The organism is Castellaniella denitrificans (genome assembly GCF_042653765.1).
Classification (GTDB): Bacteria; Pseudomonadota; Gammaproteobacteria; order Burkholderiales; family Burkholderiaceae_B; genus Castellaniella; species Castellaniella denitrificans.
Window position 1 is genome coordinate 33,568 of record NZ_JBHSEZ010000014.1, and the last position, 20,934, is coordinate 54,501.

Sequence of the window (20,934 nt, forward strand, 5' to 3'; positions counted from 1 at the left end):
CAACTACCTTGCTCTGGTCTCCCAGAACAACCTGAACAAGTCCCAATCCTCCCTGAACTCCGCAATCCAGCGCCTGTCCTCGGGCCTGCGCATCAACAGCGCCAAGGACGACGCCGCCGGCCAGGCCATCGCCAACCGCTTCACCGCCAACATCAAGGGCCTGACTCAAGCCGCCCGCAATGCCAACGACGGCATCTCGATGGCGCAAACGACGGAAGGCTCCCTGAACGAAATCAATAACAACCTGCAACGTATTCGCGAGCTGACGGTCCAGGCCTACAACGGCACGAACTCCTCCGACGACCTGGCTTCGATCAACGCCGAAATCAAGCAGCGCCTGGACGAAATCCAGCGCGTCGCCGAGCAGACCCAGTTCAACGGCACCAAGGTCCTGAACGGTTCCGCCGCGTCCGGCATCACCATCCAGGTCGGCGCCAACGACAACGAAACCATCACGATCTCGGGCACTGACGCTCAAGTCAACACGCTGCTGAGCGGCACCTCCGCCATCACCTCCGGCGGCCTGTCGCTCGTGACCTCCGGCGGTGTGACCACCGTCAGCGGCGGCGCGCTGAAGGAAATCGACGCCGCCATCAACAGCGTCGACAAGATGCGCAGCGACCTGGGCGCGATCCAGAACCGCTTCGAATCGACCATCGCCAACCTGAACAACACCATCACCAACCTGTCGGCTTCGCGCTCGCGCATCGAAGACGCCGACTACGCGGTGGAAGTGTCCAACATGACGCGGGCCCAGATCCTGCAGCAGGCCGGCACCGCCGTCCTGGCGCAGGCCAACCAGGTCCCGCAGACCATGCTGTCCCTGCTGCGTTAATTCGCGAGACGGCATCGGGGCGGACTCGTTCCGCCTCGCGCATCACGGCCGCCGGATCACTTCCGGCGGTTTTTTTTGAGCTCTCGCACCGCAACGCACCAACTTCACCATGGCCCGTAGAATCCTGATCACCCGCCTGGCGGGCCTGGGGGACGTCGCCTCCATCCTGATCCCCGCCGTCCGGCTGGTCCGCGAGCGAGAACCGGACGCAGCCATCGACGTGCTGACCTACGCGGCGGGTATCGAACTGATGTCCCTGTGCGAAGAAGTCGGCGACGTGCTGGGCATCACGCAGGAGCAATGGCCGCGCGACCTGATCCCCGCGACCCAAAGTTTCCTGGACATCGCCCAGGTGATTGCTCCACGCGGCTACGACCGGATCATCTGCCTGGATACCTGGTTCATGCCCTGCTTCCTGGCACAGATCCTGATGGATATCGGGCTGAACGTGGAAGGCAACCACCTGGACCGCCCGGTGAGCGACTTCTTCGCCGCGCTGCACGCCGGAAAGCTGCCGGCGGATTACTTCGGCACGGCCTTCATGGCCAGCAGCTATCCTCGAATGAGAGACTGGCTGCGGCCCTGGTGGCTGACACCCCAGCCCCATGCCAACTATCCGGAATACTATCTGATCCATTGCTGCGGCCTGGGCGACAGCATTGACGCGCGCCTGCCCATCGAGCCGGACGCGGCGTTCCAGGAAGCCGCGGCGGGGCGCCCGATCGTGGCCGCGTCATTTCGCGGCACTACGGCCATCAAGCACTACAAACAGGCGGATGACCTGACCAGTCTCCTACGCCAGGCGGGCTACCACGTCTGGACCGGATTCGACGGCAGCCTGCCCATGCGCACGACCCTGGCGCGGCTGGCCGCGACGGACCTGCTGGTGACCGTGGCGACCTCGACCCAATGGCTGGCCAAACTGGTCGGCTGCCCTTCCCTGATGCTGCCGGGCGCCATGCATCCGGCCATCCTGGGGGCGGAACACACCATGGGCCGGACGGAGGATTGCCAGTACTGCTGCCAACGCGGCTGTCCCGCCGGCCGGGACTACGCCTGCATGGATGTGCCGGCGCAAGACGTGATGGCCGGCATCCGGCGGATACTGGCCGGATAGGCCGCGCGGCGCATCCCTCTCCCGCGCTCAATCGGCCGCCGGCGCCACGCCCCAGGCACGGGTCCACTGGTCCAGGAACTCGCCTTCCAGCATCCAGTGCCGCAGAACCGCATCGCGCAATGCGTCGCCCTTCCGCTCCAGGGCATCGGGGTCGGCCAGATGCGCGCGGATGGCTTCCACCCAGTCCTGGTGACGGTTGCGCACGAGCGTCACGGGCAGGTCGCAGCGATACGGCTCGATCGCCGTGGCGATCACCGGCACCCCGCAAGCGCCCAGTTCGAGCAGGCGCAGGTTGCTCTTGCAGCGATTGAACTGGTTGAGTTCCAGCGGCACCACGGCCAGGTCCAGGTTCAGGCCGGCCAGTTTTTCCGGATACCGGTCGATCGCGACCCCCGGATGGTATTCGCATTGCACGCCGTCGGGCTTCATACCCATGAAGACCCATTCGACCTCGTCCTGCAGATCCTGGACCACCGAGCGGATTTCCGCCAGGTCGCCGGTATGGCTGATGCCGCCGGCCCAGCCGACGCGCATCTTCCGTCCCGCACGGCGCCGGCTGGACAGGTCGCGCCAGGGGTCCACGGGCAAGCCATTCAGGGCCACGCGGATATCGCCGTGGTAATCGGCATATTCCTGGGCCAGCACCGGCGTGGAAACGACCAGCCAATCGACCTGCTCGATCGCGCGGCGCATGTTCTTGATCACGCTCTGGGGCAGTTTCTTGCGATAGATGCTGCGCGTCGGGATGTTGGGCAGGTAATCGTCGAACTCCAGGACGACCTTGGCGCCCGTGATCTCCCGATAGCGCCGGATCTGGGTCAGGATCCCCTCGTTCAGCCACGCCCCCTGCAACACGATCACATCCGGCTGGATGCGGGCCGCGTCGGTGAAATGGAAATCGCCATGCTTCAGCCCGCCTTCCAGGCGCAGTTCGCCGGCCATGGCCCTGAAGGGATGCAGGATCCGATAGTGGCCGCAACCCTGCCAGTCCGCATGGGCCGCCAGCACCACGGGCAAGGGCCTGCCCGGCAGCGGTTCCTGGATCCGGGAAGCGTCGGGGCTGAGGTCGAAGCCCGGCGACCGCTTGCCGAAGGCGGGATGGTAGTTCGGATCCCGCGCCAGCCGCGGCAGCCACCGGTGATACAGGCGATCGCGCTGCTCGTCGTCGGGGCTGGATTTCAAGCCAAATTTTTCGGTCAGCAGGCGGGTCGCGCCGCCCATGTGCAACAGGCCCGTATCCGGCTCCAGCGCCAGCAGATACCCCGCCTGCGTCGCCTTCATGCACAGGTCCGCGTCCGCGTAGTAGACCGGGAAGGATCCGGCATCGAAGCCTCCCAGTTCGTCAAAGACCTCGCGCCGCATCATCAGGCACGACGCGCTGAGCGCGCTGACGTTCTGCTGGACGATCAGGCGGCTCATGTAGCCCTGCCGATCGGAAGGCAGGCCCCGGAACGCGGCGCCGACGCTGTTGTCCATGCCCAGCACCAGGCCGCATTGCTCCACGCCCCCATCGGGCAGATCCAGGCGCGAGCCGGCCATCCCCACCTCGGGCCGCAGCGCATGTCGCAGCAGGCGCTCCAGCCAGTCCGTCCGGGTACGCGGCGAAAACTGGACATCGTTGTTCAGGAACAGCAGCGCGTCTCCGCGCGCCTGGGAGACGGCGAAATTGTTCATGGCCGCGAAATCGAACGCCCCGGGCCAGCGCAGGACGCGGACCCGGTCCGTTCCCATGCCTTCGAGGCCGGCCAGGAATGCCACCGCGTCCGGCTCGACGCTGCCGTTGTCCACGATCAGCAGCTCGTAATGGGGATAGGCCGTGCGCTCCATCAGCCCTTCGATGCAGGCCCGCAGGACGGTCAGCTGATCGCGCGTGGGAATGACGACGGAGACCAGCGGCTGCGCGGCCAGGGGGTACTCGATGCGCTGCAGGCCGGGCACCAGCCCGGGCTCGATCCTGGCCTCCAGGCCCATGCGGACGAAATGCGCCTGGGTCACGGCGGGGAACCAGGTCATCGCCTCCGCACCCTGCACCCAATCCATCAGGCTGCGGCCATTGTGGGACAGCACCTCGGGAACGTGAGCCACCACGGGAGGGCCGACCTGCTCGACCAGGCGCCAGATCAGATCGATCAGCGCCATGTCCGCCACCCGCTCGTCCAGGCCGCCGACGGCCTGGACGGCGGCCGTGCTGACCACCAGATTCCGGCCGACATAGGGATAGCTGCGCAGCAGATCGACGTTGAAGTCGGGCCTCAGCATCGGATTGGCGGGCGCGCCGGCCTTCAGTACGGCCTCGTCGGCATACCAGACCAGGGGGTCGGGCTTGCGCAGGCGATACTCGCCCATCGCCAGCGTGGCATGCGGGACCAGCCGGTCGCCCGCGTGCAGGATCCACAGGAAATCGGGCACCCCGCCCTGGCCAATCCGATCCGATAACTGCTTCGTCCAATGCGCATCCGATCGCAGCAATTCGATCCCGTTGCCGGCCGCCTCGTCCGGGATGTTGCGGCCGATGAGCCAGACGCCATCCACCGGCCGATGCTGCACGCCCAGGCTTTCCAGCGTGGCCGCCAGCGCCTGCACATCCGCACCGTCCTGCACGATCACGGCCACGCCCAGCGTACCCACGTCCGGGTTCGCCTGCAGCAGGGCCTGGATCGCCAGGACGCGGGATGCCGAGGGAGCGCGCTCGGCCAGCCATTCGGTGACGCCCCAGGGCTTTTCCTGCTGGGCCGAAGCCGCCAGTACGGCCTGGCGGCCCGCCTGCACGCGATCGCTCTCCGTTTCCGGGTAGCGGGCATAGAGTTTCCGGTAGAGCGGCAGCAGCTTGTCCTGTTCCCGCGCCAGCATGTGGTCGCCCCCGCCGGAAACACGCTGGTGGACTTCCGCCGTGATCCGCTCGATCCGGTGCACGGGATAGCGCTGCACCAGGCGCAGCAGCATGTCCCAGTCCTCGAACGCCGTCAGCTCCGTATCGAAGTTGCCGACCAGGCCGATGGCGGCACGGGGATGCGCCCAGGTATTGACCGGAATGTAGTTCTGGACGAAGAGCCTGTCGCGGTCGAAGGCGTCATGGGCCGTGGGAAAGGACCTGCCCAGTTCGATGCGCCGGCCATCTTCCAGTTGCTCCTGGATGTAGACGACATCGGTGTAGACGACGGAGTCCGGGTGTTTGCCGAAAGCCTCCGCCAGCAGCCGCAAATGGTCGGGCAGGTAGATGTCGTCGTCATCCAGGTAGGCGACGTAGCGCCCGCGGGCGATCTTGAGGCCCGCGTTCCGGGCGGCCGAAAGCCCCTGGTTGCTCGGCTGGTTGAGATAGACCAGGGGCAGGTTGCAGGCCTCGAGCAGGTGTTCCACGGGCTCGCCGTGATCATTCACCAGGATGACCTCGAAATCACGGCAGGTCTGCGCCTCCAGGCTGGCCAGCGCATCGCGCAGCAGGCCGGGCCGGTCATAGGTCGTGACGATGACGGAGAACAACGGTCCGCCGGCGGGGGCCGGGCCGGCCAAGGGGCCGAACAGCCGCGCGCGGATGCGCTCCGTCCGCTCGGCAAACACCTTCCGATCGGCCTCCGGATAGGCGTTCAGGCGATTTTGATACAAGCGCCAGATATCCAGGGCGGCCGGCCGCATGCACGGCGCGATCGCTTCGTCGTCGAGGCAGCGCTCCAGGATTTCCGCATGCTCGCGCAAGGGCCGCGCATCGGCATAGAACTTCTGCGATACCTGCCCGCCATGGATGCGGTAGCCGACCGTCGCCTGGCGCAAGAACACGAAATCGGGATGGCGGCCGGCCACCCGGAGCCAAAGATCCCAGTCCTGGGCCAGCAAGTGATCCCGTGCCAGTGTCCCGTCCGGCAGGGCCACCGTATCGAGCATCGAGCGGCGCAGCATGGCCGCCGAAGGCGTAATGTAATTGTCGTGGCTCAGCAGGCCGGCGATCTCATTGCGCCCGCCGGCATAGGACGCGTCACGATGGCCCGGATGCACGGCATGGCGGATCAGGTTGCCCGACTCGTCGATCCAATTGCACTGGACGTAGCCCAGCATGGCCCGAGGCGCCGCATCCATGGCCGCGCACAGGGAGCGCAAATGATCGGGATACAGGATGTCGTCCGACCCGAGGACGACGACGTAGCGGCCCCGGCCGGCGCGCAGGCACCGGTTGTAGTTGCCGTTCAGCCCCAGGTTCCGCTCATTGACTTCGTAGTGGAAACGGGGATCGTCCGCATAGCGTTCCAGCACCCGGACGGAATCATCGGTCGAACAATCGTCGAACACCCGTAGTTCGAAGGCCGTGCCTTCCTGGGCGAGAATGGAATCGATCGTCTGCCCGATGAAGCGGGCATTGTTGTAGGACATGACCGCGACGGTCACGTCGACAGGCTGATTCTGGTGGGTGCTGTTCATGTAGACAGGAAGTCCTTGGCTCACAGCCTCATCGACGCTTGCCGTCAGAGGTCAAAGGCATTGCATGCGGAAATCACGTGCCCGATCTGCTCGTCCGTCATGCCGGGCCACAGGGGCAGACTCAGCACCGATCGGTGAATCCGATCCGTGATGGGAAGAGACGCGTCAAACCGCCCCTTCAACGCCTGCTGGCGGTGGGGAGGCGTCGGATAGTGGATCAGCGTCCGGACGCCCTGCCGCTCCAGCCACTGGCGCAAGGCATCGCGCCGCTCGCAGCGGACGACGAACAGATGCCATGCATGCCATGGGCAATCGGCGGGAGGAAGGCCGGCCGTGTCCGGCAGCCGGATCGACGGATGCCGGATGCCCGCCAGGTACGCCGCGACGATGCGCCGGCGCGCGGCGGTCTCCCGATCCAGGTGCGGCAGCTTGACGCGCAGCACGGCCGCCTGCATTTCATCCAGGCGGCTGTTGACGCCTTCCATTTCATGCACGTACTTTTCGTGCGACCCATAGTTGCCCAGGGCGCGCACGATGCGGGCGGTTTCCGCATCCTTGGCCGTCACCGCGCCGCCATCGCCGAGCGCGCCGAGATTCTTCCCCGGATAGAAGCTGAATGCCGCCGCGTCGCCCCAGGCCCCGGCCTTGCGGCCGTCCAGGCACGCGCCATGCGCTTGCGCCGCGTCTTCCAGGACCAGCAGGCCATGCGCCGCCGCCAAGGCGCAGATTCCCGGCATGTCCGCCAGCCGGCCATAGAGATGGACGGGCAGGACGACCCGGGTACGGGGCGTGACGGCCCGCGCGGCGGCCGCGGGGTCCAGATTGCACGTCAACGGGTCGGGTTCGACGAGCACGGGCTCCAGGCCGGCGCGCAAGACGGCCAGGATCGTCGCGATATAGGTGTTGGCTGGCACGATGACCTCATCGCCGGGCCGCAGCCGCCCCTGGCGCTTCCAGGCCTCGAGCACCAGCCACAGGGCATCCAGGCCGTTGGCCGCGCCGACCGCCTGTGGAACGCCGCAATACCGCGCGAACTCGTCCTCGAACGCGGCAAGCTCGGCGCCCTGGATGTACCAGCCGGAATCGACGACCCGCGCCAGCCGATCCAGCAGCTCGGCGCGATGCGCGGCATTGAGAAGCCTCAGGTCGAGAAAAGGAACGTCCATCATAGATACCGGATGATTCTGGCCGGATTGCCCACGACGACCGCGCGGTCGGGCACGTCCGCCGTCACGACGGCCCCCGCGCCGACCATGGCGAATTCTCCGATCCGCAAGCCGGGCAGGATCGTCGCATGCGCGCCGATGCTGGCGCCCCGGCATACGCGCAGAAGGGGGAAAGAGGCCGGATACTGCCTGGACCGGGGGAACGGGTCGTTCGTGAACGTTGCATTCGGCCCGATGAACACATCGTCCTCGATGCGGGTGCCGTCCCACAGATAGACCCCTGACTTGATCGTGACCCGATCCCCGACGACCACGTCGTTCTCGATGAAGGTATGGGCGCACACGTTGCAATCCCGTCCGATGACCGCCCTGGGCAGGATCACGCTGAACTGCCAGACTCGGGTATCTTCGCCGATCCGGTCCGCCTGGACGTCCGCCAGGTCGTGGATGAAGGCTTCCATCAGACGGCCTCCAGGAACAGGTCATAGTTGCGGATGTAATCCGCTTCGTCGTAATGCTCGCTGGCCAGCACGAGCAGGACGCAATCCGGCGTGAAGTCATGCATTTCCCGCCAGACCATGTTCCGGATGAACAGGCCCCTGGTCGGGGAGTCCAGCACCGCTTCCTCGCGCGACCGGCCATCGTCCAGGACCATGCGGCAGCTTCCGGTCACGCAGACGGCGACCTGCAGCAGGTTCCGGTGGGCGTGGAATCCCCTGGAAACCCCCTCTTTCGTTCCGAACAGGTAATAGACCCGCCGGATGGCGAAGGGGACGGTCTTCTGGCCCTCCAGGGCGACGAGGGAACCGCGTTCGTCGCCCAGGGGGGGAAAGTCCACCCATTCGACCAGGCCCGTCATGACGCGGCTCCACCCTCGATCAGGCCGGCGAAATGCCCGGGCGGATAGACCCGGCCCGCCTCGATCCCGACGATCCGTCTTCCACGGGCAAGGCGCGCGGCCAGATCCCCGGCCGAAGCCTCCCGTCCCGCCGCGTCGCCGACGTGCAGATAGGCGACGGGCAACCCGATGTCCTGAATCAGCCCCTCGAGCCGCACCCCCCCCCTGCCGACGAGCACGACCTCGAATTTCCGGCATGTCTGGGCATCCAGGCTGAGCAAGGTCTTCCGCGTCTTCTCGGGTGCATCGCCTTCCAGGACGAGCGTCAATGCGGGAGCCGGCCTCAGCGCCGCCATCGTCCGCTTGTCGACGGGCAGGCCCGCGCGCCGGCGCTCCCGAATCAAGGTCAGTTGCTGGAACAGATCACTCCGGATCGACATGATGGCCATACCCCACTGAATCAATCGCCATGGTTCTCATCGCTCCTGGCGGACACCGGCACGCCCGGGAACGGGCCTACCGCACCAGGCTGCCAAGATGCCGCAGGGCTCTCTGGCCAGCCTTCCCGTCGAGCTGCGGGAAAAATCCATCGATCGCGGAGATCCGCCGCTGCCTTCCCGGATCGTCGCCACTGGAAACCCGGTCCAGGAAATCCCGCACCGCGTTCATGTCTGAAGCCTTGTCATAGAAGGATATCAAGGATTCCCCGACTTCATTGACGCCGAGGCCATCCCGGTTTTCCAGGTACAGCACGGGCTTTCCCGTCACCAGGTATTCCAGCAAGAAGGAGCCCACGTCGCTCAGCATGGCGGCGCTGGCCGCGAAGGCGTGCCGGTGATCCGGCCGCTCGTCGACGACGACGCCCTTTTCCTCCAGCTCGCGCTTGAACGCGCGCACGCCGGCCTCATCCAGAATCCCCATGTTGGTCAGTTGCTTCCACAACAGAGGATGGGGCCGGAACAGCAGGGCCAGATCCGGCCGGCTTTCGAAAGCGTCGAAAATCCCCTCTCCGAGAAGATCGAAGGTCGACCACAGATCCGCGTCGAAACTGAAATGGGCATTCCACAGGACGGCTTTTCTATCGCCGATCTGCTGCCGCAGCCCGGGATCCACGGGAAAGCGATCGAGGCCGGCAAAACCGTCCATCCTGGGCAGCCCCGTCACCAGGACGTGCCCGGCACCCGTCGGGCAATGCCTGGCATACATTTCACGGGCATCCGCCCCCCGGACGAAAATGGCCGAAGCGCCCTTTGCAATGGGTTGCCCGTACTGATAGAGATGATTGATTTCGCCGCCGCCCGTTTCCAGCCCGTAGGGTACGTACGCCGTCGCCCCGGCCAGTTGCCGGATATTCTCGAAATGATATTCCGGCGGGCGCGTGGAATCGTAGGGCGACGTGAACAGGAACACCGCGCCGGCCGCCGCCCGCAGGTCGAAGGCGTCCCAGAATTCATGCGCGACACCCAGGCCGTCCAGGTGATCCTTGGATTTCTCGCGCTTCCAGTCGTAATCCTTGTGGAGGAACGGCAGCACCACGACCCGGGCTTCCCAGGCGGAATCCGCCGACGCCGCTTCCCAGATCGAATGCACGTTCAGCCAGGACTCGGGCATTTGATACAAAATGACCAGGCGCCGGGGGAGCTTGTTGCGTGGCTTCAAGATTTCATTCCTCGATAGTTCCCGATGGCATCGAGCCGCATCCGGCACCGCCCGGCGGCAGGCCGACAAATTGCAATGCCCGCCGGGCCAGCGCCGCGTTGGACTCCACGGCCACTGGCACACGCGCCTTGCAGGCGGCCAGCAGCCCCGCCAGCTCCGTGCATCCGAGCACGATCCCGCCCGCTTCCCGGGCGGCAAATTCGTCGAGCATGCTCTCGACTCGTTCCATGCACGACACCGAGGCCCGGCCATCGACCTTCACCTCGGCGATCGCCTGGTTCACCACGGACTGCTGGGCCTGCGACAGGCCCATGAACGCCATCCCCCGGGCTTCCAGCGCCCGCTCGTACAGGCCGAAGCGCGCAATGGAGGCCGAGGCCAGCACGGCCACGGGCCCCTGCGTCCCGACCAGTTCATCGAGTACCGAATCGACGATGCTCAGCACCGGGATCGAGGTCCCGCTGCTCCACTGATCGAAGAGGATGTGCGCCGTATTGCACGGCACGACCGCGCAATCGGCTCCCTGGGCGGCCAGTTCCTCGATGGTCTCCCGGATGTAGGGCGCGGGGTTGCGCTCCCCCAGTTCCAGGTGGCGCCCCCGGCTGGGCAGCTTGGTATTGATATCGGCCAGCACGCGGGGGTAATGCCAATCCTTGGTCGCGGGCACCAGATCGTAGAGCGCGCGCAGGAAATCCAGCGTCGCCCAGGGCGCCACGCCCACCACGCCGATGGCCCCCTCCTCCCGAGGCCAATCGACTTCCTGGTTCAACGGCTGGATCCGGGGCATCAGCGCTTCCGTTCGAACAGGAACAGGTGCAGCCGGGTTTCCGGATATTTGTTCAGGGGATGGCCTTCCGGGAACATGTTCTCGTCGCGCAGCAGGGACAGGCCCGCGGACTCGAATTGCCGGACATAGTCGTCCCGCGTGCGATAAGTGGCGGAATACTGTTCCTGCAAGTGCTCGGAGAACCGATCGTTGATCTCATGGCGCCCCGCCACGCCCATGCCGTCGCGCAGCATCAGCAAGGCGCCGGGACGCAGGAACCCCGGTACGTGGGCCAGCAGCCGGGCCAGCTGGTCATCGTTCAGGTAGACGCACAGGCCCGAGATGAGCACCAGGTCGAACGGCGCATCCGCCTCGAAAGCCTCGGCCGCCTGTACGTGGAATTCGACCTGCTCCAGGCCCCGATCCCGCGCTTCCTTGCGGCCGATCTCCGCCAGCCCTTGCGCGTACTCGACGGCCAGGACGCGGCGGGCGTTGCGCTCGGCGAAGCGGAAACTCCACTGGCCGACACCGGCACCGAGATCCAGAACCTCCAGCCCGTCGACGGGCGGCAGCCAGTCGAAGACCTTCCGGGTCTCGTCGTTGATCTTCAGGTGCAGGTTGTTTTCGTCCTGTTCCAGATTCGCCACCGACTCGAGCGCGACTTTCCGATAGGCATCGGCCCGCCCTTCCCAGAAAGCCTTCACCTTATCCGCATCAATCATTTTTTCTCCGACTCGGCCCGATTGGCCGCATAGCGCCATGCGCCGCCCGAGAGCATCGGCGCGGAGGCGCTGATCCCCACATCCATCACCCGGCTGTCGCACAGGAAATCCAGATTCAACTGGGTCATCTCATTGACCGTCCGCGTCGGAATCGGCAAGACCCGCACGCCCAGGGGCTTGCGCAGCCGCACCGCCAGCGCGGAAATATCCAGCACCAGGCCGGCCAGATCCTCGGCGAACATGGTGCCGGGCACCGGCACCATGTCGATGCCGCACCCGCACACCGTCGAAAACACCGCCAGCTTCTCGATCGTCACCGCCCGCAGGTTGTTCGCGCCGGCCAGGCCGTTGTCCTCCAACAGGGAGTACATCACCCCGTTGAACCCCACGGTCCTGGCCTGCGCCCGGACGCACGCGGTCTTGATCGCATCCGAGAGCACGCTGGTGATGAAGATCGTGCCATGGGCGCCCACGGGCGAAGGCCCCAGCAATTCGACCAGGCGGCCGATGGAGGTCACGCCGTCGGGGAAAGGCGCCAGCGAACCATCCAGGCCCCGGTACTCGACCCCCGACGCTTCCTCCAGTACCCGTCCGAAGGCATCCACACGGCGCATCTCGGCGGCCAAGGCCTCGATCAGCCGCTCCTGGAATTCCAGCAACGAGCCCTGTTCCGCCCGGGCGCGCTCGGCGCATTGCAGCGCCAGCGACGCGGTCTCCAGCGCGAGGCTGAACCCGGGCTCATCCCCCTCGTGGCGCGAAAACGGGAAAAAGGGCGTGCCCGCCGGGCAGGCGGCCGATACGCCCACTCTGAAATTGTCGATTCCGGTATTGCCCCGCCGGGCCAGGCTCAGGATGAAACGGCTGGCGCTATGCGCCCCTTCGATCGAAATGACATCCGGATCGGCCGCGATCAGGTTGACGAACAGGCGCGAATCCCGCAGTACCAGAGTCTGCGCCTCATCGAGCACGGCGCCATGCGCGCCCGGCCGCAGCAAGTCCAACGGCAGGCAATACCAGCGCGCGCCCAGCACGTCGGCGAGATCCCGCACGCCATCCATGACCGAGGACAAGGCGCCGGGCTGGTGGCCTTCTCCACCGGAAGGAGCCACGGGCAGGGTCAGCCGCACCGTGCGCGTCTGGATGCCAAGCTCCTGCCCCAGACGGGCCAAGTGGCCGCCGAAGGCCTCCAATTGGCGGGCCAGCGCCTGCTTCGAACGGGAATAGATGGGCACACCCATCGTCAGGGAACGAATCATGACCGCGCGCGGCTCCGGATGAGTTCCATGTAGTCCGTGGGCGTATTGACCTCGAAGAACAGTTCGTCCTCCAAGGGCACGGATTGCACGCAAGGCGGACTGCAGGGCAGCAACTGGCCCGCGAACAGGTTCGAATGTTCGATGCAGCGCCTGCGCCACTGCCGCAGCACCTCGGGAGAGGAGACCTTGAACAGTCCGACCGACTCCGGATGCGCCATGTCGCGTACCGGCCCCTGGTAGGGTTCGATCACGCGGCCCGCGTCATCGAGCACGCAGTGCACGGCCGACAGGCTGCGCTTTTCGCGCCGGGAAGTCAGCACCAGATCAGGGACGTCCCGGTCCAGGCGCTCGATCAGGCGCCGCTCGATGAAGATATCGCCCGAAACCACATAGGCGGGCTCCTCGGTCAGGGCCAGTCCCAGGCTCATGGCATTGTTGGTCAGTGCCCATTCGGGATTGTGGATATAGTCCAGATCGGGATAAGCCTGCATGATCTGGATCGCCCTGAAACCCACGACGACGATAATGCGCTTGCCCGCAAAGGCCTCGATGGCCCAATCCAGGATCGTCCGGCCGTCGGCCGGGTGCCGGATCAGGATCTTGCTGATCCCGTCGAGCTGCAGGCTCTTGCCGGCCGCCAGGATGATGACACGCTCCACCGCACTCATTCGAACAGCTCCGCCAAGGGAAAACGGCAGGCAGGCAGGCCGCCGTCGGGAAACCGGTGCTTGACGGTCTTGTAGGGATAAGGATCCTCGGCCAGCGCGCGCCGGGTCACCTCGCGCCAATCGAACGCATGGTTCGGACGCAGGCTCCAGAGTTCGACGTCGGCGTAGCGGTAGCGCACCGCCGGAACCCACTTCAGCCCCAGCATCCGGGCGACTTCCATGCGATGCTGGCCGTCCAGCACCAGGTCATGCGCATCGTCCAGCGCCAGCGGCTTGATCCAGACCCCTTCGGATCGGATCTTGTCGACCAGGCCCTGAACCCGTTTTCTGCTGAACCCCTCGATGTGCCTCAAGCGCTCCACCGGGACACGAACGATCAAGGCCGAATTCTCTGTACTCATGGATAACCGACTGTAATTGAAAGACTATCTCTCGTGATGCGCCCATGCGCCGTCGGCACCGGCCTGCGCCAGGAATGCCCGGGCCGCGGCATCGAGTTCGGCAGGCGTATTGAACGACGCCGCGAATCCCTCATCCACCTGCAATGCCCGGCAAGGCAGATCTCCCAAATGGACGATCCATGGGCGCATGTAGTACTGCCCCACGTCGTCGAGCATCGCCTGGCGGAACCGCCGATCGCAGTCGACTTCGCCCGGGCCGACATACAGCATGCCGAGCATCTTGCGCCACCCTTCGAATTCGGGCCGGTACACGGGCTGGTAGTCGATGGCATCGATGGCATCGCCAACGCGCGTGCGAACGATCCCGCCCGTCAACCCGGGGGCATACGCGCCGCGACACACCCAGAACGAATCGGATGATACCCGCATCCGTTCGAACACCAGATCCCAGACGCGATCATCGACCAGCAGGTCGGTTTCCACGACCAGGTAGCCCCGCTCGGGATGAGCCAGCGCCCGGACCCCGAGCTCGACCGACAGGATGTTGACGTCCTCGCGGTAACGGGCATTGACCGCCGTGCGCACCCGATCGCCGTACCGGGCCGCCAGGTGCCCGGACAGCAACTGCGCGCCATGGCCCAGGACCACTACGATCTCTCCGGTCGTCCTGGCAAGGATCGCATCCAGGATCCAATCGAGGACAGGCCTTCCGCCGACTTCCAGCAGCGCCTTGGGGATCCGCTCGGTCGACGAGCCCATGCGGCTGCCCCGCCCCGCGGCCAATAGAATGACCGAGGGAGTTGCCTGTGGGCCATCGACCTCATGATTCTGCACGGCCAGCTCTCCATACCCAGGCCGATAGAGCCTGTTTTTTCCTAGTGAGGAAGAATAGCAGGAGACAAAGGCGGGCAATGGCGGGAAAAGAGGGGAATTGGCGGCAGCGCTAGACGTATTTCCCTCACCTCACCCTCAACCCATCCAGCTGCCAGACCGACAGGTCGAAAGACTTCTCGCGCATCCCCAGCGGCAGCCGGTCATAGGGATACACCACGAACAGCGGCCCCTTGTCGCGCGGGGACATGGGCTTGCCGTCCATGCGCAGCGCGATGATCACGTCGTACGCCTCGGCATGTTCGAAGGGAATGTCGGCGGTGTAGTCGTTGACCGCGACGGCTTCGATGTGGGTGCCGTGGGCGCCCGCGGCGGCCAGCACGTCGCGCAGCAGCGGCCCCTGGAACGACACGGGGCGCAGATACCAGGGGGTGGTCACCTTGTAGGTCCGTTGCGGCAGCGCCTCCAGTGCGCGCATGTCGAAACGCGTCCGGCGGCCCTGGCTCTCCACCGTCAGCACGATCTTGCCGGGGGATTCCGATTGCGCGTGCACCGCGATTTCCCGTGGGTGGATGAAGGCCGCGACCAGGACCGCCACGGCCGCAAGCAAGACGAGGTAAAGCCCACCCAGCAATACCAGGCGCCGGCCGTCCACCCGGCGATGGCGGCGCCCGCGCAGGGCTTGCGGCTTGCGGCGCGGGAAGGCGTTCATGCCGATTCCTCCGCCCGCGCGGCGCGCGCGAGCGCCTCGGCATCCACGTCGTCGATCTGCTCCGGACGCATGAAGGTCCGCGCATAGTCCAGCCACACCCGGCTGCGCAGGAAATACTGAAACAGCTCGGGGTCCAGATGCCCGCCCCGGCACATGGTGGCCATGATGCCCAGCGATTCGGACAGGGACTTGGGCGGCTTGTAGGGCCGGTCGGCCGCCGTGAGGGCCTCGAACACGTCCGCCAGCGCCATGATCCGCTCGGTGGTGTCCAGTTGCTCGCCGCGCAGGCGCCGCGGATAGCCGTTGCCGTCCATGCGTTCATGGTGATTGGCCGCGATGTCGGGTACCCGCTCCAGATGGGGCGGCCAGGGCAGGCTTTTGAGCATGATGAGCGTCTGCACGATATGGTCGTTGATGGCGAAGCGGTCCTCGTCGGTCAGCGTGCCGCGCTGGATGGCCAGGTTGTGCAGTTCGCCCATGTTTCGCCGGTGTTCGGGCAGCGTCATGTCGAACCCCCAGATGTTGCGCGGATCGCCGCGCTCCACGGCGGGCCGCCGCGCATCGTCCCAGGGCACGACGTGATGAGACTGGTCGGCCAGCAGGCGCTCGGTGGCGGGCAGCGAGGGCGGCGCGGGGCGGCTGCCGGCGAGCCGCGCGCCCTCCTGCGCGTCCAGGCCCAGCGTATCGTCGAAATGGCGCCGCCAGGTCTGCGCGCCGATGGCGCGCAGGCGCTCGATGGCGCCGTCGGACAGGAATTCGCCGCCGATATTGCATTGCGCGACGAAACGGAAGTCTTCGCGCAGTTGCACCTGACACGCATCGCGCCGGGATTCGGCAGCGTGCGCGTCTTCGCCGTCCAGGCGGGCCCGCAGGCAGTCGATCTCGGCGTCGCGCCAGAGCGCTTCGAAGCGCATGCGGATCTCATGGATGCGGTTATAGATGACTTCCAGCTTGGTGGCCTTGTCCATGATGTGCTCGGCGCTCGTCACCTTGCCGCAATCGTGCAGCCAGGCCGCGAGGCGGAACGCTTCGCGCTCGTCCTCGTCGAGCCGGAAATCGGCGTACGGGCCGCTGGCCTCGGCCTCCATGCGGTCGGCCAGCAGGATGGCCAGTTTCGGCACCCGTTCGCAGTGCCCGCCGGTGTAGGGGCTCTTGGCGTCGATGGCGTCGGCCAGGATGTGGGTGATGGATTCGAACAGCCGGCGCTGCGCCTCGATGAGCTGGCGCGTCTCGATGGCCACGGCCAGCATGCCGGTCAGGCGCTCGGCGAAGGCCAGGAACGCGGGCGCCGCATGGTCCCGGTCCTCGTCGAGGATCAGCATGAGCAGTCCCTGCGACTGGCTGTCGCGGCCGCGCAATGCGAAAACGACGCGGCGGTGATGCCTGCCCTGATCCTGGCCCCCGCCGCCAGCCAGCGCCGCGTCGCCCTCGTGCGCATCCATCGAATCGGGCAGCGCGTCCTGCTCCCCGAACGCGGCCACGCGGGCCAGGCGGCTGCGCTCGCGGTCGGACAGATACACGGCGCCGCCCTTGCAGCGCGTGGCATGGACGAATTTTTCCAGCACCTGCGCGAGCATGGTCTCGATCCGGGGCTCGGAACCCAGCACCCGGCTGATGTCGAGCAGCGATTCCATCGAGCCCGCGACCTTGTCCATCACGCCGTTGAGCGCCTCCACCTCGCGCAGCGCCGAGGCGGACCGTTCCTTCCGGCGGCGGAAGTTGAACCGCGACATGCGCAGCGCCTGCGCCGCGATCCCCTCCAGCGCGCGCCCCACGGCACTGCCGACCAGCCAGCCGAGCGGCAGGAACAGCAGGATCAGCGCGACCGATATCAGGATCATGCGGGTGCGGTTGAGCGCCAGCACGCCCAGCAGCTCGTCGACGGGCGCGGCGCTCAGCAGCCGCATGTCCACGCCGTCGATGCCATCGAAGGGCAACGCCACCCCGATCCACTCGCGTCCGCCGGACTCGTAGGAGACGACCCGGCCGTCGGCGGCGGCGACCTGCCGCAGGCGCGTCAGCGCGCCGACGCCCAGTGTATCCAGCGTGCGCACGTCGAAATCGTCCCAGGCGTTCCGGCGTGTCAGCAGCGCCTCCATGTCGCGGTAGCCGATCACCGCGCCATCCTCATCCACCAACGCCAGTTCGGCGCCGGGCGTCATGCGCAGGCTGCCCAGCGCCTCGCCCAGGTCCTCCAGCGTCACGTCCACCGCCACGACGGCCCGCCCCGAGTGAGCCAGGCGGGAGAGCGTGATGCCCACCTGGCGGGTCGAGAAGAAGACATAGGGCCTGGAGGTGACGGTGGACACCGTATCCATCGCGCCGATGTACCAGGGCCGCTCGCGCGGGTCGAACCGGTAATCGGGCTCGGGCCGGCGCAGCACCAGGTCGTGCCTGGCATCGTAGAACAGGAACAGTCCGTGGCGCTCGCCGTCCTCGCCGAGCGTCACCGACTGCACGAGATAGTTGGCCTGGGGCGGCGCCTGGAATTGCTCGCGGATGTCGCGCCGGTCCAGCGCCCGCATCAGCAGGAAGTCGCCGTTCTCATAGCCGATGTGGATGGCCGACACCAGGGGATTCTCGGTGAGTTCGGCCGCCAGGACACTGCGCCGCGCCAGCCGGTCTTCGAGCCGTTTCGCATCGATCACCGGATCGAATGCCAGGATGCGCAACGAGGCCGAGCCCGGCTCGACGATGCGGCGCGCCCGCTCGGCCACGATCTGGCTCGTGTCGCGCGCCGCCATCGCGGCCATGTCCAGCAGGATGGCCCGAGAGCCATACCAGCTGAGCGCGATCAACGCCACGGCGACGAGCGCCATCGCCGCGACCGCGATGCCGGCGATGACGAACCTGATCGGCCATGCGCGCGTCACGCGAGGTGCTTGTGGCATGGATCTCTCCATGGGTCGTCAGGAGAAGATTTTTTCGGAATGTCGTTGTTACGTTGTTAGTATCCGCCTGTTCGTGGCGGGACGCCATCCATCGCACGAACCGGCGCGGAGATCCGGACCTTCCCGGATCGTCGTCCGCGGCATTGATCCAGGGCCCTCGTGCTAGCATGAGACTTCGGCCCGATGCGGGCTCCCCGCCCGGGACCGGCCCGCCCCCATGAAAAAAAGCACCCAGACCGCCCTGACATCGGGCCTGCTTCGAGGTCTTTCCGCCCTGCCCTACGGGCTGGTCGCCCGGATGGGCGAAACGCTGGGATCCCTGCTGTACCTGATCCCGGGAAAACGCAGGCACATCCTGCACACCAACCTGCGCCTGTGCTTTCCGGAACAATCCGAGGACCAGCGCAGGCGTCTGGCGCGCGCCACCTTCCAGCACGTCATCCGCAGCTACCTGGAACGCGGCCTGCAATGGTACGGCAGCGAGCAAACCATCACGAGCCTGGTGGAACTGGACAGCGCCATCGACCTGCGGGACCGCTACGACCAGCCGACCATATTCCTCGGCTTCCATTTCGTCGCCATCGAGGCCGCCTGCATGTATTACTCGATACGGCACCCGGTCGCGTCCATCTATACCCCGATGTCGGACGGCGCGACGGATGCGATCTCCAGGGAACGGCGTTCGCGATTCGGCACGACGATGATCCCGCGCCACGGCAGCGCCCGCGACATCCTGGGCATCTTGAAATCCGGCAGGCCCATCATGCTGGCCGCGGACATGGACTTCGGGCTGCGCGATTCGTTATTCGTACCGTTCTTCGGCGTGCCGGCCTGCACCCTGACCGCCGTGTCGCGCCTGGCGCACTTGAGCGGCGCGCGCGTAGTGCCCTTCGTCTCGCAGGTGCTTCCCGGCTACCGCGGCTACAAGCTGCGCATCTATCCGGCCCTGCCGGAGTTCCCGAGCGGCGACGTACGGGCCGATGCGCTGGCGATGAACCAATTCCTCGAGGCGCGCATCCGCGAGACGCCCGATCAATACTACTGGGTGCACCGCCGGTTCAAGCGCCGCCCGCACGGCGAGGCGCCGGTTTACTGAACACTCCCGCGAAGCCGCGGCGCGTGGCCGCCGCGGCGTGCCCGGTGTATTCTCCATCTACCGCCGCCGCATCGCTCCGATGGCGCGGCGGCCGGCCCGAGCCCCTGTCCGTTGCGCACACCGGAGTGAATGCCCTATGAAACTGAGCTTTCTCGGAGCGGCCCGCGAAGTCACCGGTTCGTGCTTTCTGGTGGAAACCGCGAATGCCCGCTTCCTGGTGGATTGCGGCATGATCCAGGGCGGCCGCGAGGCCGAGTCCCGAAACCGCAAGCCCTTCGGATTCGATCCGCCGGCCATCGATTTCGTCCTGCTCACCCATGCCCACATCGACCACAGCGGCCTGCTGCCCAAGCTCGCCCGCGCCGGATTCAAGGGGCCGATCTACACCACGGGAGCCACCGCCGAACTGCTCGAAGTGATGCTGCCCGACAGCGCCCACATCCAGGAAACCGACGCCAGGCGCGAGGCCAGGCACCCCAGGGGAAAAAACCCGATGCCGCCGCTGTACACCCTGCAGGATGCGCAGGAATGCCTGAAACGGGTGCGGAGCATCGGCTACGACCACGAATTCGCACCCCACCCCGATATACGCTGCCGGCTGCGCGACGCCGGACATATCCTCGGTTCGGCCATCATCGAAATTTCGGTCACGGAGCATGGCCGCGCCACCAGGCTGGTGTTCAGCGGCGATCTGGGCCAGCCCGGGCGGCCGATCCTGCGCGATCCCACGCCGATCCCGGAAGCCGACATCCTGGTGATGGAATCCACCTACGGCGATCGCCTGCACCAGGATCTGGCGGCCACCGAAGACGAGATGATCGCCTTCGTCGAGCAAACCCTGTTCAAGCGCGGCGGCAACGTCATCATGCCGGCGTTCGCGGTCGGCCGCACCCAGCAGGTGCTCTATCACCTGCACCGCTTCGTATGCGAGGGACGGCTGCGGCGCCCCCAGGTGTTCGTCGATTCGCCGATGGCCACCGAAGTCACCCGCATCACCCGCCGGCACCTGGAGCTTTTCGACGAAGAGGCCCGGCACCTGGCGGGCTGGCACGAACGCGGCGCCGACATTCCCTACCTGCACTTCACCGCCAGCGTGGAGGAATCCATGGCGCTGAACCAGATCCGCTCCGGGGCCATCATCATTTCCGCCAGCGGCATGTGCGACGCCGGACGCATCCGCCACCACCTGCGCCACAATCTGCCGCGACGCGAATGCGGCGTGCTGATTTCCGGCTTCCAGGCGCAGGGAACGCTGGGCCGGCGCCTGGTCGACGGCGCGAAGCGGGTGCGCCTGTTCGGCGAGGACATCCCCGTGCGCGCCGAGGTCCACAGCATCGGCGGCCTCTCCGCGCACGCCGATCAGGCCGCCCTGCTGGACTGGGCGGGCCATTTCCGCCGGCCGCCGGCCCTGACCTTCGTGGTGCACGGCGAACCGGAGGCGGCGCAGGTATTGGCCGACAGGCTGCGCCAGAAGCCCGGCTGGCGGGTGACGATCCCCGAACACGGCCAGACGGCACACTGGCCGCAATCACCACATCCAGGGTGGACACCATGAATGACTCATCC

General features: G+C 66.5%; 18 protein-coding genes. 4 read left to right on the forward strand and 14 right to left on the reverse strand.

What is annotated here, in order from left to right; translation table 11 throughout:
• On the forward strand, positions 1-835 hold an 835-nt coding region (locus tag ACFO27_RS11730; protein ID WP_376817487.1), incomplete at its 5' end, for a flagellin N-terminal helical domain-containing protein.
• Between the two features lie 109 nt (positions 836-944).
• A complete protein-coding gene (locus ACFO27_RS11735; protein WP_376817488.1) occupies positions 945-1,952 on the forward strand; it encodes a glycosyltransferase family 9 protein in 1,008 nt (335 codons plus the stop codon).
• Positions 1,953-1,979: 27 nt separating this feature from the next.
• On the opposite strand, the gene ACFO27_RS11740 is transcribed toward ACFO27_RS11735, so the two are convergent.
• From ACFO27_RS11740 to ACFO27_RS11805, 14 genes are all read right to left on the reverse strand, one after another.
• Positions 1,980-6,362, reverse strand: coding sequence for a glycosyltransferase (locus ACFO27_RS11740; RefSeq protein WP_376817489.1), 4,383 nt, complete (start codon positions 6,360-6,362; stop codon positions 1,980-1,982).
• A gap of 44 nt (positions 6,363-6,406) precedes the next feature.
• Positions 6,407-7,531 carry a DegT/DnrJ/EryC1/StrS family aminotransferase gene (locus tag ACFO27_RS11745; RefSeq protein WP_376817490.1) on the reverse strand — a complete coding sequence of 375 codons (1,125 nt, stop codon included), beginning with the start codon at positions 7,529-7,531 and terminating at the stop codon, positions 6,407-6,409.
• The gene (locus ACFO27_RS11750; RefSeq protein ID WP_376817491.1) at positions 7,528-7,989 is read right to left on the reverse strand and encodes an acyltransferase; all 462 of its coding nucleotides are present in this window, start codon (positions 7,987-7,989) and stop codon (positions 7,528-7,530) included. The genes ACFO27_RS11745 and ACFO27_RS11750 overlap by 4 nt, the downstream gene beginning before the upstream one ends.
• Positions 7,989-8,387, reverse strand: a complete 399-nt coding sequence (locus ACFO27_RS11755; protein ID WP_376817492.1) for a sugar 3,4-ketoisomerase — start codon at positions 8,385-8,387, stop codon at positions 7,989-7,991. Before ACFO27_RS11755 ends, ACFO27_RS11750 begins: the two co-directional genes overlap by 1 nt.
• On the reverse strand, positions 8,384-8,815 hold the full coding sequence (locus ACFO27_RS11760) for a hypothetical protein (protein WP_376817493.1): 432 nt from the start codon (positions 8,813-8,815) through the stop codon (positions 8,384-8,386). The genes ACFO27_RS11755 and ACFO27_RS11760 overlap by 4 nt, the downstream gene beginning before the upstream one ends.
• Positions 8,816-8,882: 67 nt before the next feature.
• Entirely contained in the window at positions 8,883-9,902 is a 1,020-nt protein-coding gene (locus ACFO27_RS11765; protein WP_376817494.1) for a hypothetical protein, read from the reverse strand.
• Positions 9,903-10,029: 127 nt separating this feature from the next.
• Positions 10,030-10,812, reverse strand: a complete 783-nt coding sequence (locus ACFO27_RS11770) for an aspartate/glutamate racemase family protein (protein WP_376817495.1) — start codon at positions 10,810-10,812, stop codon at positions 10,030-10,032.
• Entirely contained in the window at positions 10,812-11,513 is a 702-nt protein-coding gene (locus tag ACFO27_RS11775) for a class I SAM-dependent methyltransferase (protein WP_276807938.1), read from the reverse strand. Before ACFO27_RS11775 ends, ACFO27_RS11770 begins: the two co-directional genes overlap by 1 nt.
• Entirely contained in the window at positions 11,510-12,769 is a 1,260-nt protein-coding gene (locus ACFO27_RS11780) for a DUF711 family protein (RefSeq protein WP_376817496.1), read from the reverse strand. The genes ACFO27_RS11775 and ACFO27_RS11780 overlap by 4 nt, the downstream gene beginning before the upstream one ends.
• The gene (locus ACFO27_RS11785) at positions 12,766-13,437 is read right to left on the reverse strand and encodes a phosphocholine cytidylyltransferase family protein (protein WP_376817497.1); all 672 of its coding nucleotides are present in this window, start codon (positions 13,435-13,437) and stop codon (positions 12,766-12,768) included. The genes ACFO27_RS11780 and ACFO27_RS11785 overlap by 4 nt, the downstream gene beginning before the upstream one ends.
• Positions 13,434-13,817 (reverse strand): ParB N-terminal domain-containing protein, encoded by a 384-nt coding sequence (locus ACFO27_RS11790; RefSeq protein WP_376817498.1) that lies wholly within the window; start codon positions 13,815-13,817, stop codon positions 13,434-13,436. The genes ACFO27_RS11785 and ACFO27_RS11790 overlap by 4 nt, the downstream gene beginning before the upstream one ends.
• A gap of 45 nt (positions 13,818-13,862) precedes the next feature.
• Entirely contained in the window at positions 13,863-14,672 is an 810-nt protein-coding gene (locus tag ACFO27_RS11795; protein ID WP_376817499.1) for an NTP transferase domain-containing protein, read from the reverse strand.
• A gap of 124 nt (positions 14,673-14,796) precedes the next feature.
• Positions 14,797-15,381, reverse strand: coding sequence for a putative pterin-binding protein (locus tag ACFO27_RS11800; RefSeq protein WP_376817500.1), 585 nt, complete (start codon positions 15,379-15,381; stop codon positions 14,797-14,799).
• Positions 15,378-18,272, reverse strand: a complete 2,895-nt coding sequence (locus ACFO27_RS11805) for an HD domain-containing phosphohydrolase (protein WP_376817501.1) — start codon at positions 18,270-18,272, stop codon at positions 15,378-15,380. Before ACFO27_RS11805 ends, ACFO27_RS11800 begins: the two co-directional genes overlap by 4 nt.
• Before the next feature lie 217 nt (positions 18,273-18,489).
• Between ACFO27_RS11805 and ACFO27_RS11810 the strand changes: the two genes are divergently transcribed.
• On the forward strand, positions 18,490-19,368 hold the full coding sequence (locus tag ACFO27_RS11810; RefSeq protein ID WP_376817502.1) for a lipid A biosynthesis lauroyl acyltransferase: 879 nt from the start codon (positions 18,490-18,492) through the stop codon (positions 19,366-19,368).
• Positions 19,369-19,504: 136 nt separating this feature from the next.
• Complete coding sequence (locus ACFO27_RS11815) at positions 19,505-20,923, forward strand: MBL fold metallo-hydrolase RNA specificity domain-containing protein (RefSeq protein ID WP_376817503.1); 1,419 nt, start codon at positions 19,505-19,507, stop codon at positions 20,921-20,923.
• Positions 20,924-20,934: the final 11 nt, after the last annotated feature.

What these genes read in the sequence shown, in the direction of transcription:
- ACFO27_RS11735 (WP_376817488.1), top strand. Translation starts at nt 945, where the DNA reads ATGGCCCGTAGAATCCTGATCACCCGCCTGGCGGGCCTGGGGGACGTC.
- ACFO27_RS11740 (WP_376817489.1), bottom strand. Translation starts at nt 6,362, where the DNA reads ATGAACAGCACCCACCAGAATCAGCCTGTCGACGTGACCGTCGCGGTC.
- ACFO27_RS11745 (WP_376817490.1), bottom strand. Translation starts at nt 7,531, where the DNA reads ATGATGGACGTTCCTTTTCTCGACCTGAGGCTTCTCAATGCCGCGCAT.
- ACFO27_RS11750 (WP_376817491.1), bottom strand. Translation starts at nt 7,989, where the DNA reads ATGGAAGCCTTCATCCACGACCTGGCGGACGTCCAGGCGGACCGGATC.
- ACFO27_RS11755 (WP_376817492.1), bottom strand. Translation starts at nt 8,387, where the DNA reads ATGACGGGCCTGGTCGAATGGGTGGACTTTCCCCCCCTGGGCGACGAA.
- ACFO27_RS11760 (WP_376817493.1), bottom strand. Translation starts at nt 8,815, where the DNA reads ATGGCCATCATGTCGATCCGGAGTGATCTGTTCCAGCAACTGACCTTG.
- ACFO27_RS11770 (WP_376817495.1), bottom strand. Translation starts at nt 10,812, where the DNA reads ATGCCCCGGATCCAGCCGTTGAACCAGGAAGTCGATTGGCCTCGGGAG.
- ACFO27_RS11775 (WP_276807938.1), bottom strand. Translation starts at nt 11,513, where the DNA reads ATGATTGATGCGGATAAGGTGAAGGCTTTCTGGGAAGGGCGGGCCGAT.
- ACFO27_RS11780 (WP_376817496.1), bottom strand. Translation starts at nt 12,769, where the DNA reads ATGATTCGTTCCCTGACGATGGGTGTGCCCATCTATTCCCGTTCGAAG.
- ACFO27_RS11785 (WP_376817497.1), bottom strand. Translation starts at nt 13,437, where the DNA reads ATGAGTGCGGTGGAGCGTGTCATCATCCTGGCGGCCGGCAAGAGCCTG.
- ACFO27_RS11800 (WP_376817500.1), bottom strand. Translation starts at nt 15,381, where the DNA reads ATGAACGCCTTCCCGCGCCGCAAGCCGCAAGCCCTGCGCGGGCGCCGC.
- ACFO27_RS11805 (WP_376817501.1), bottom strand. Translation starts at nt 18,272, where the DNA reads ATGCCACAAGCACCTCGCGTGACGCGCGCATGGCCGATCAGGTTCGTC.
- ACFO27_RS11810 (WP_376817502.1), top strand. Translation starts at nt 18,490, where the DNA reads ATGAAAAAAAGCACCCAGACCGCCCTGACATCGGGCCTGCTTCGAGGT.
- ACFO27_RS11815 (WP_376817503.1), top strand. Translation starts at nt 19,505, where the DNA reads ATGAAACTGAGCTTTCTCGGAGCGGCCCGCGAAGTCACCGGTTCGTGC.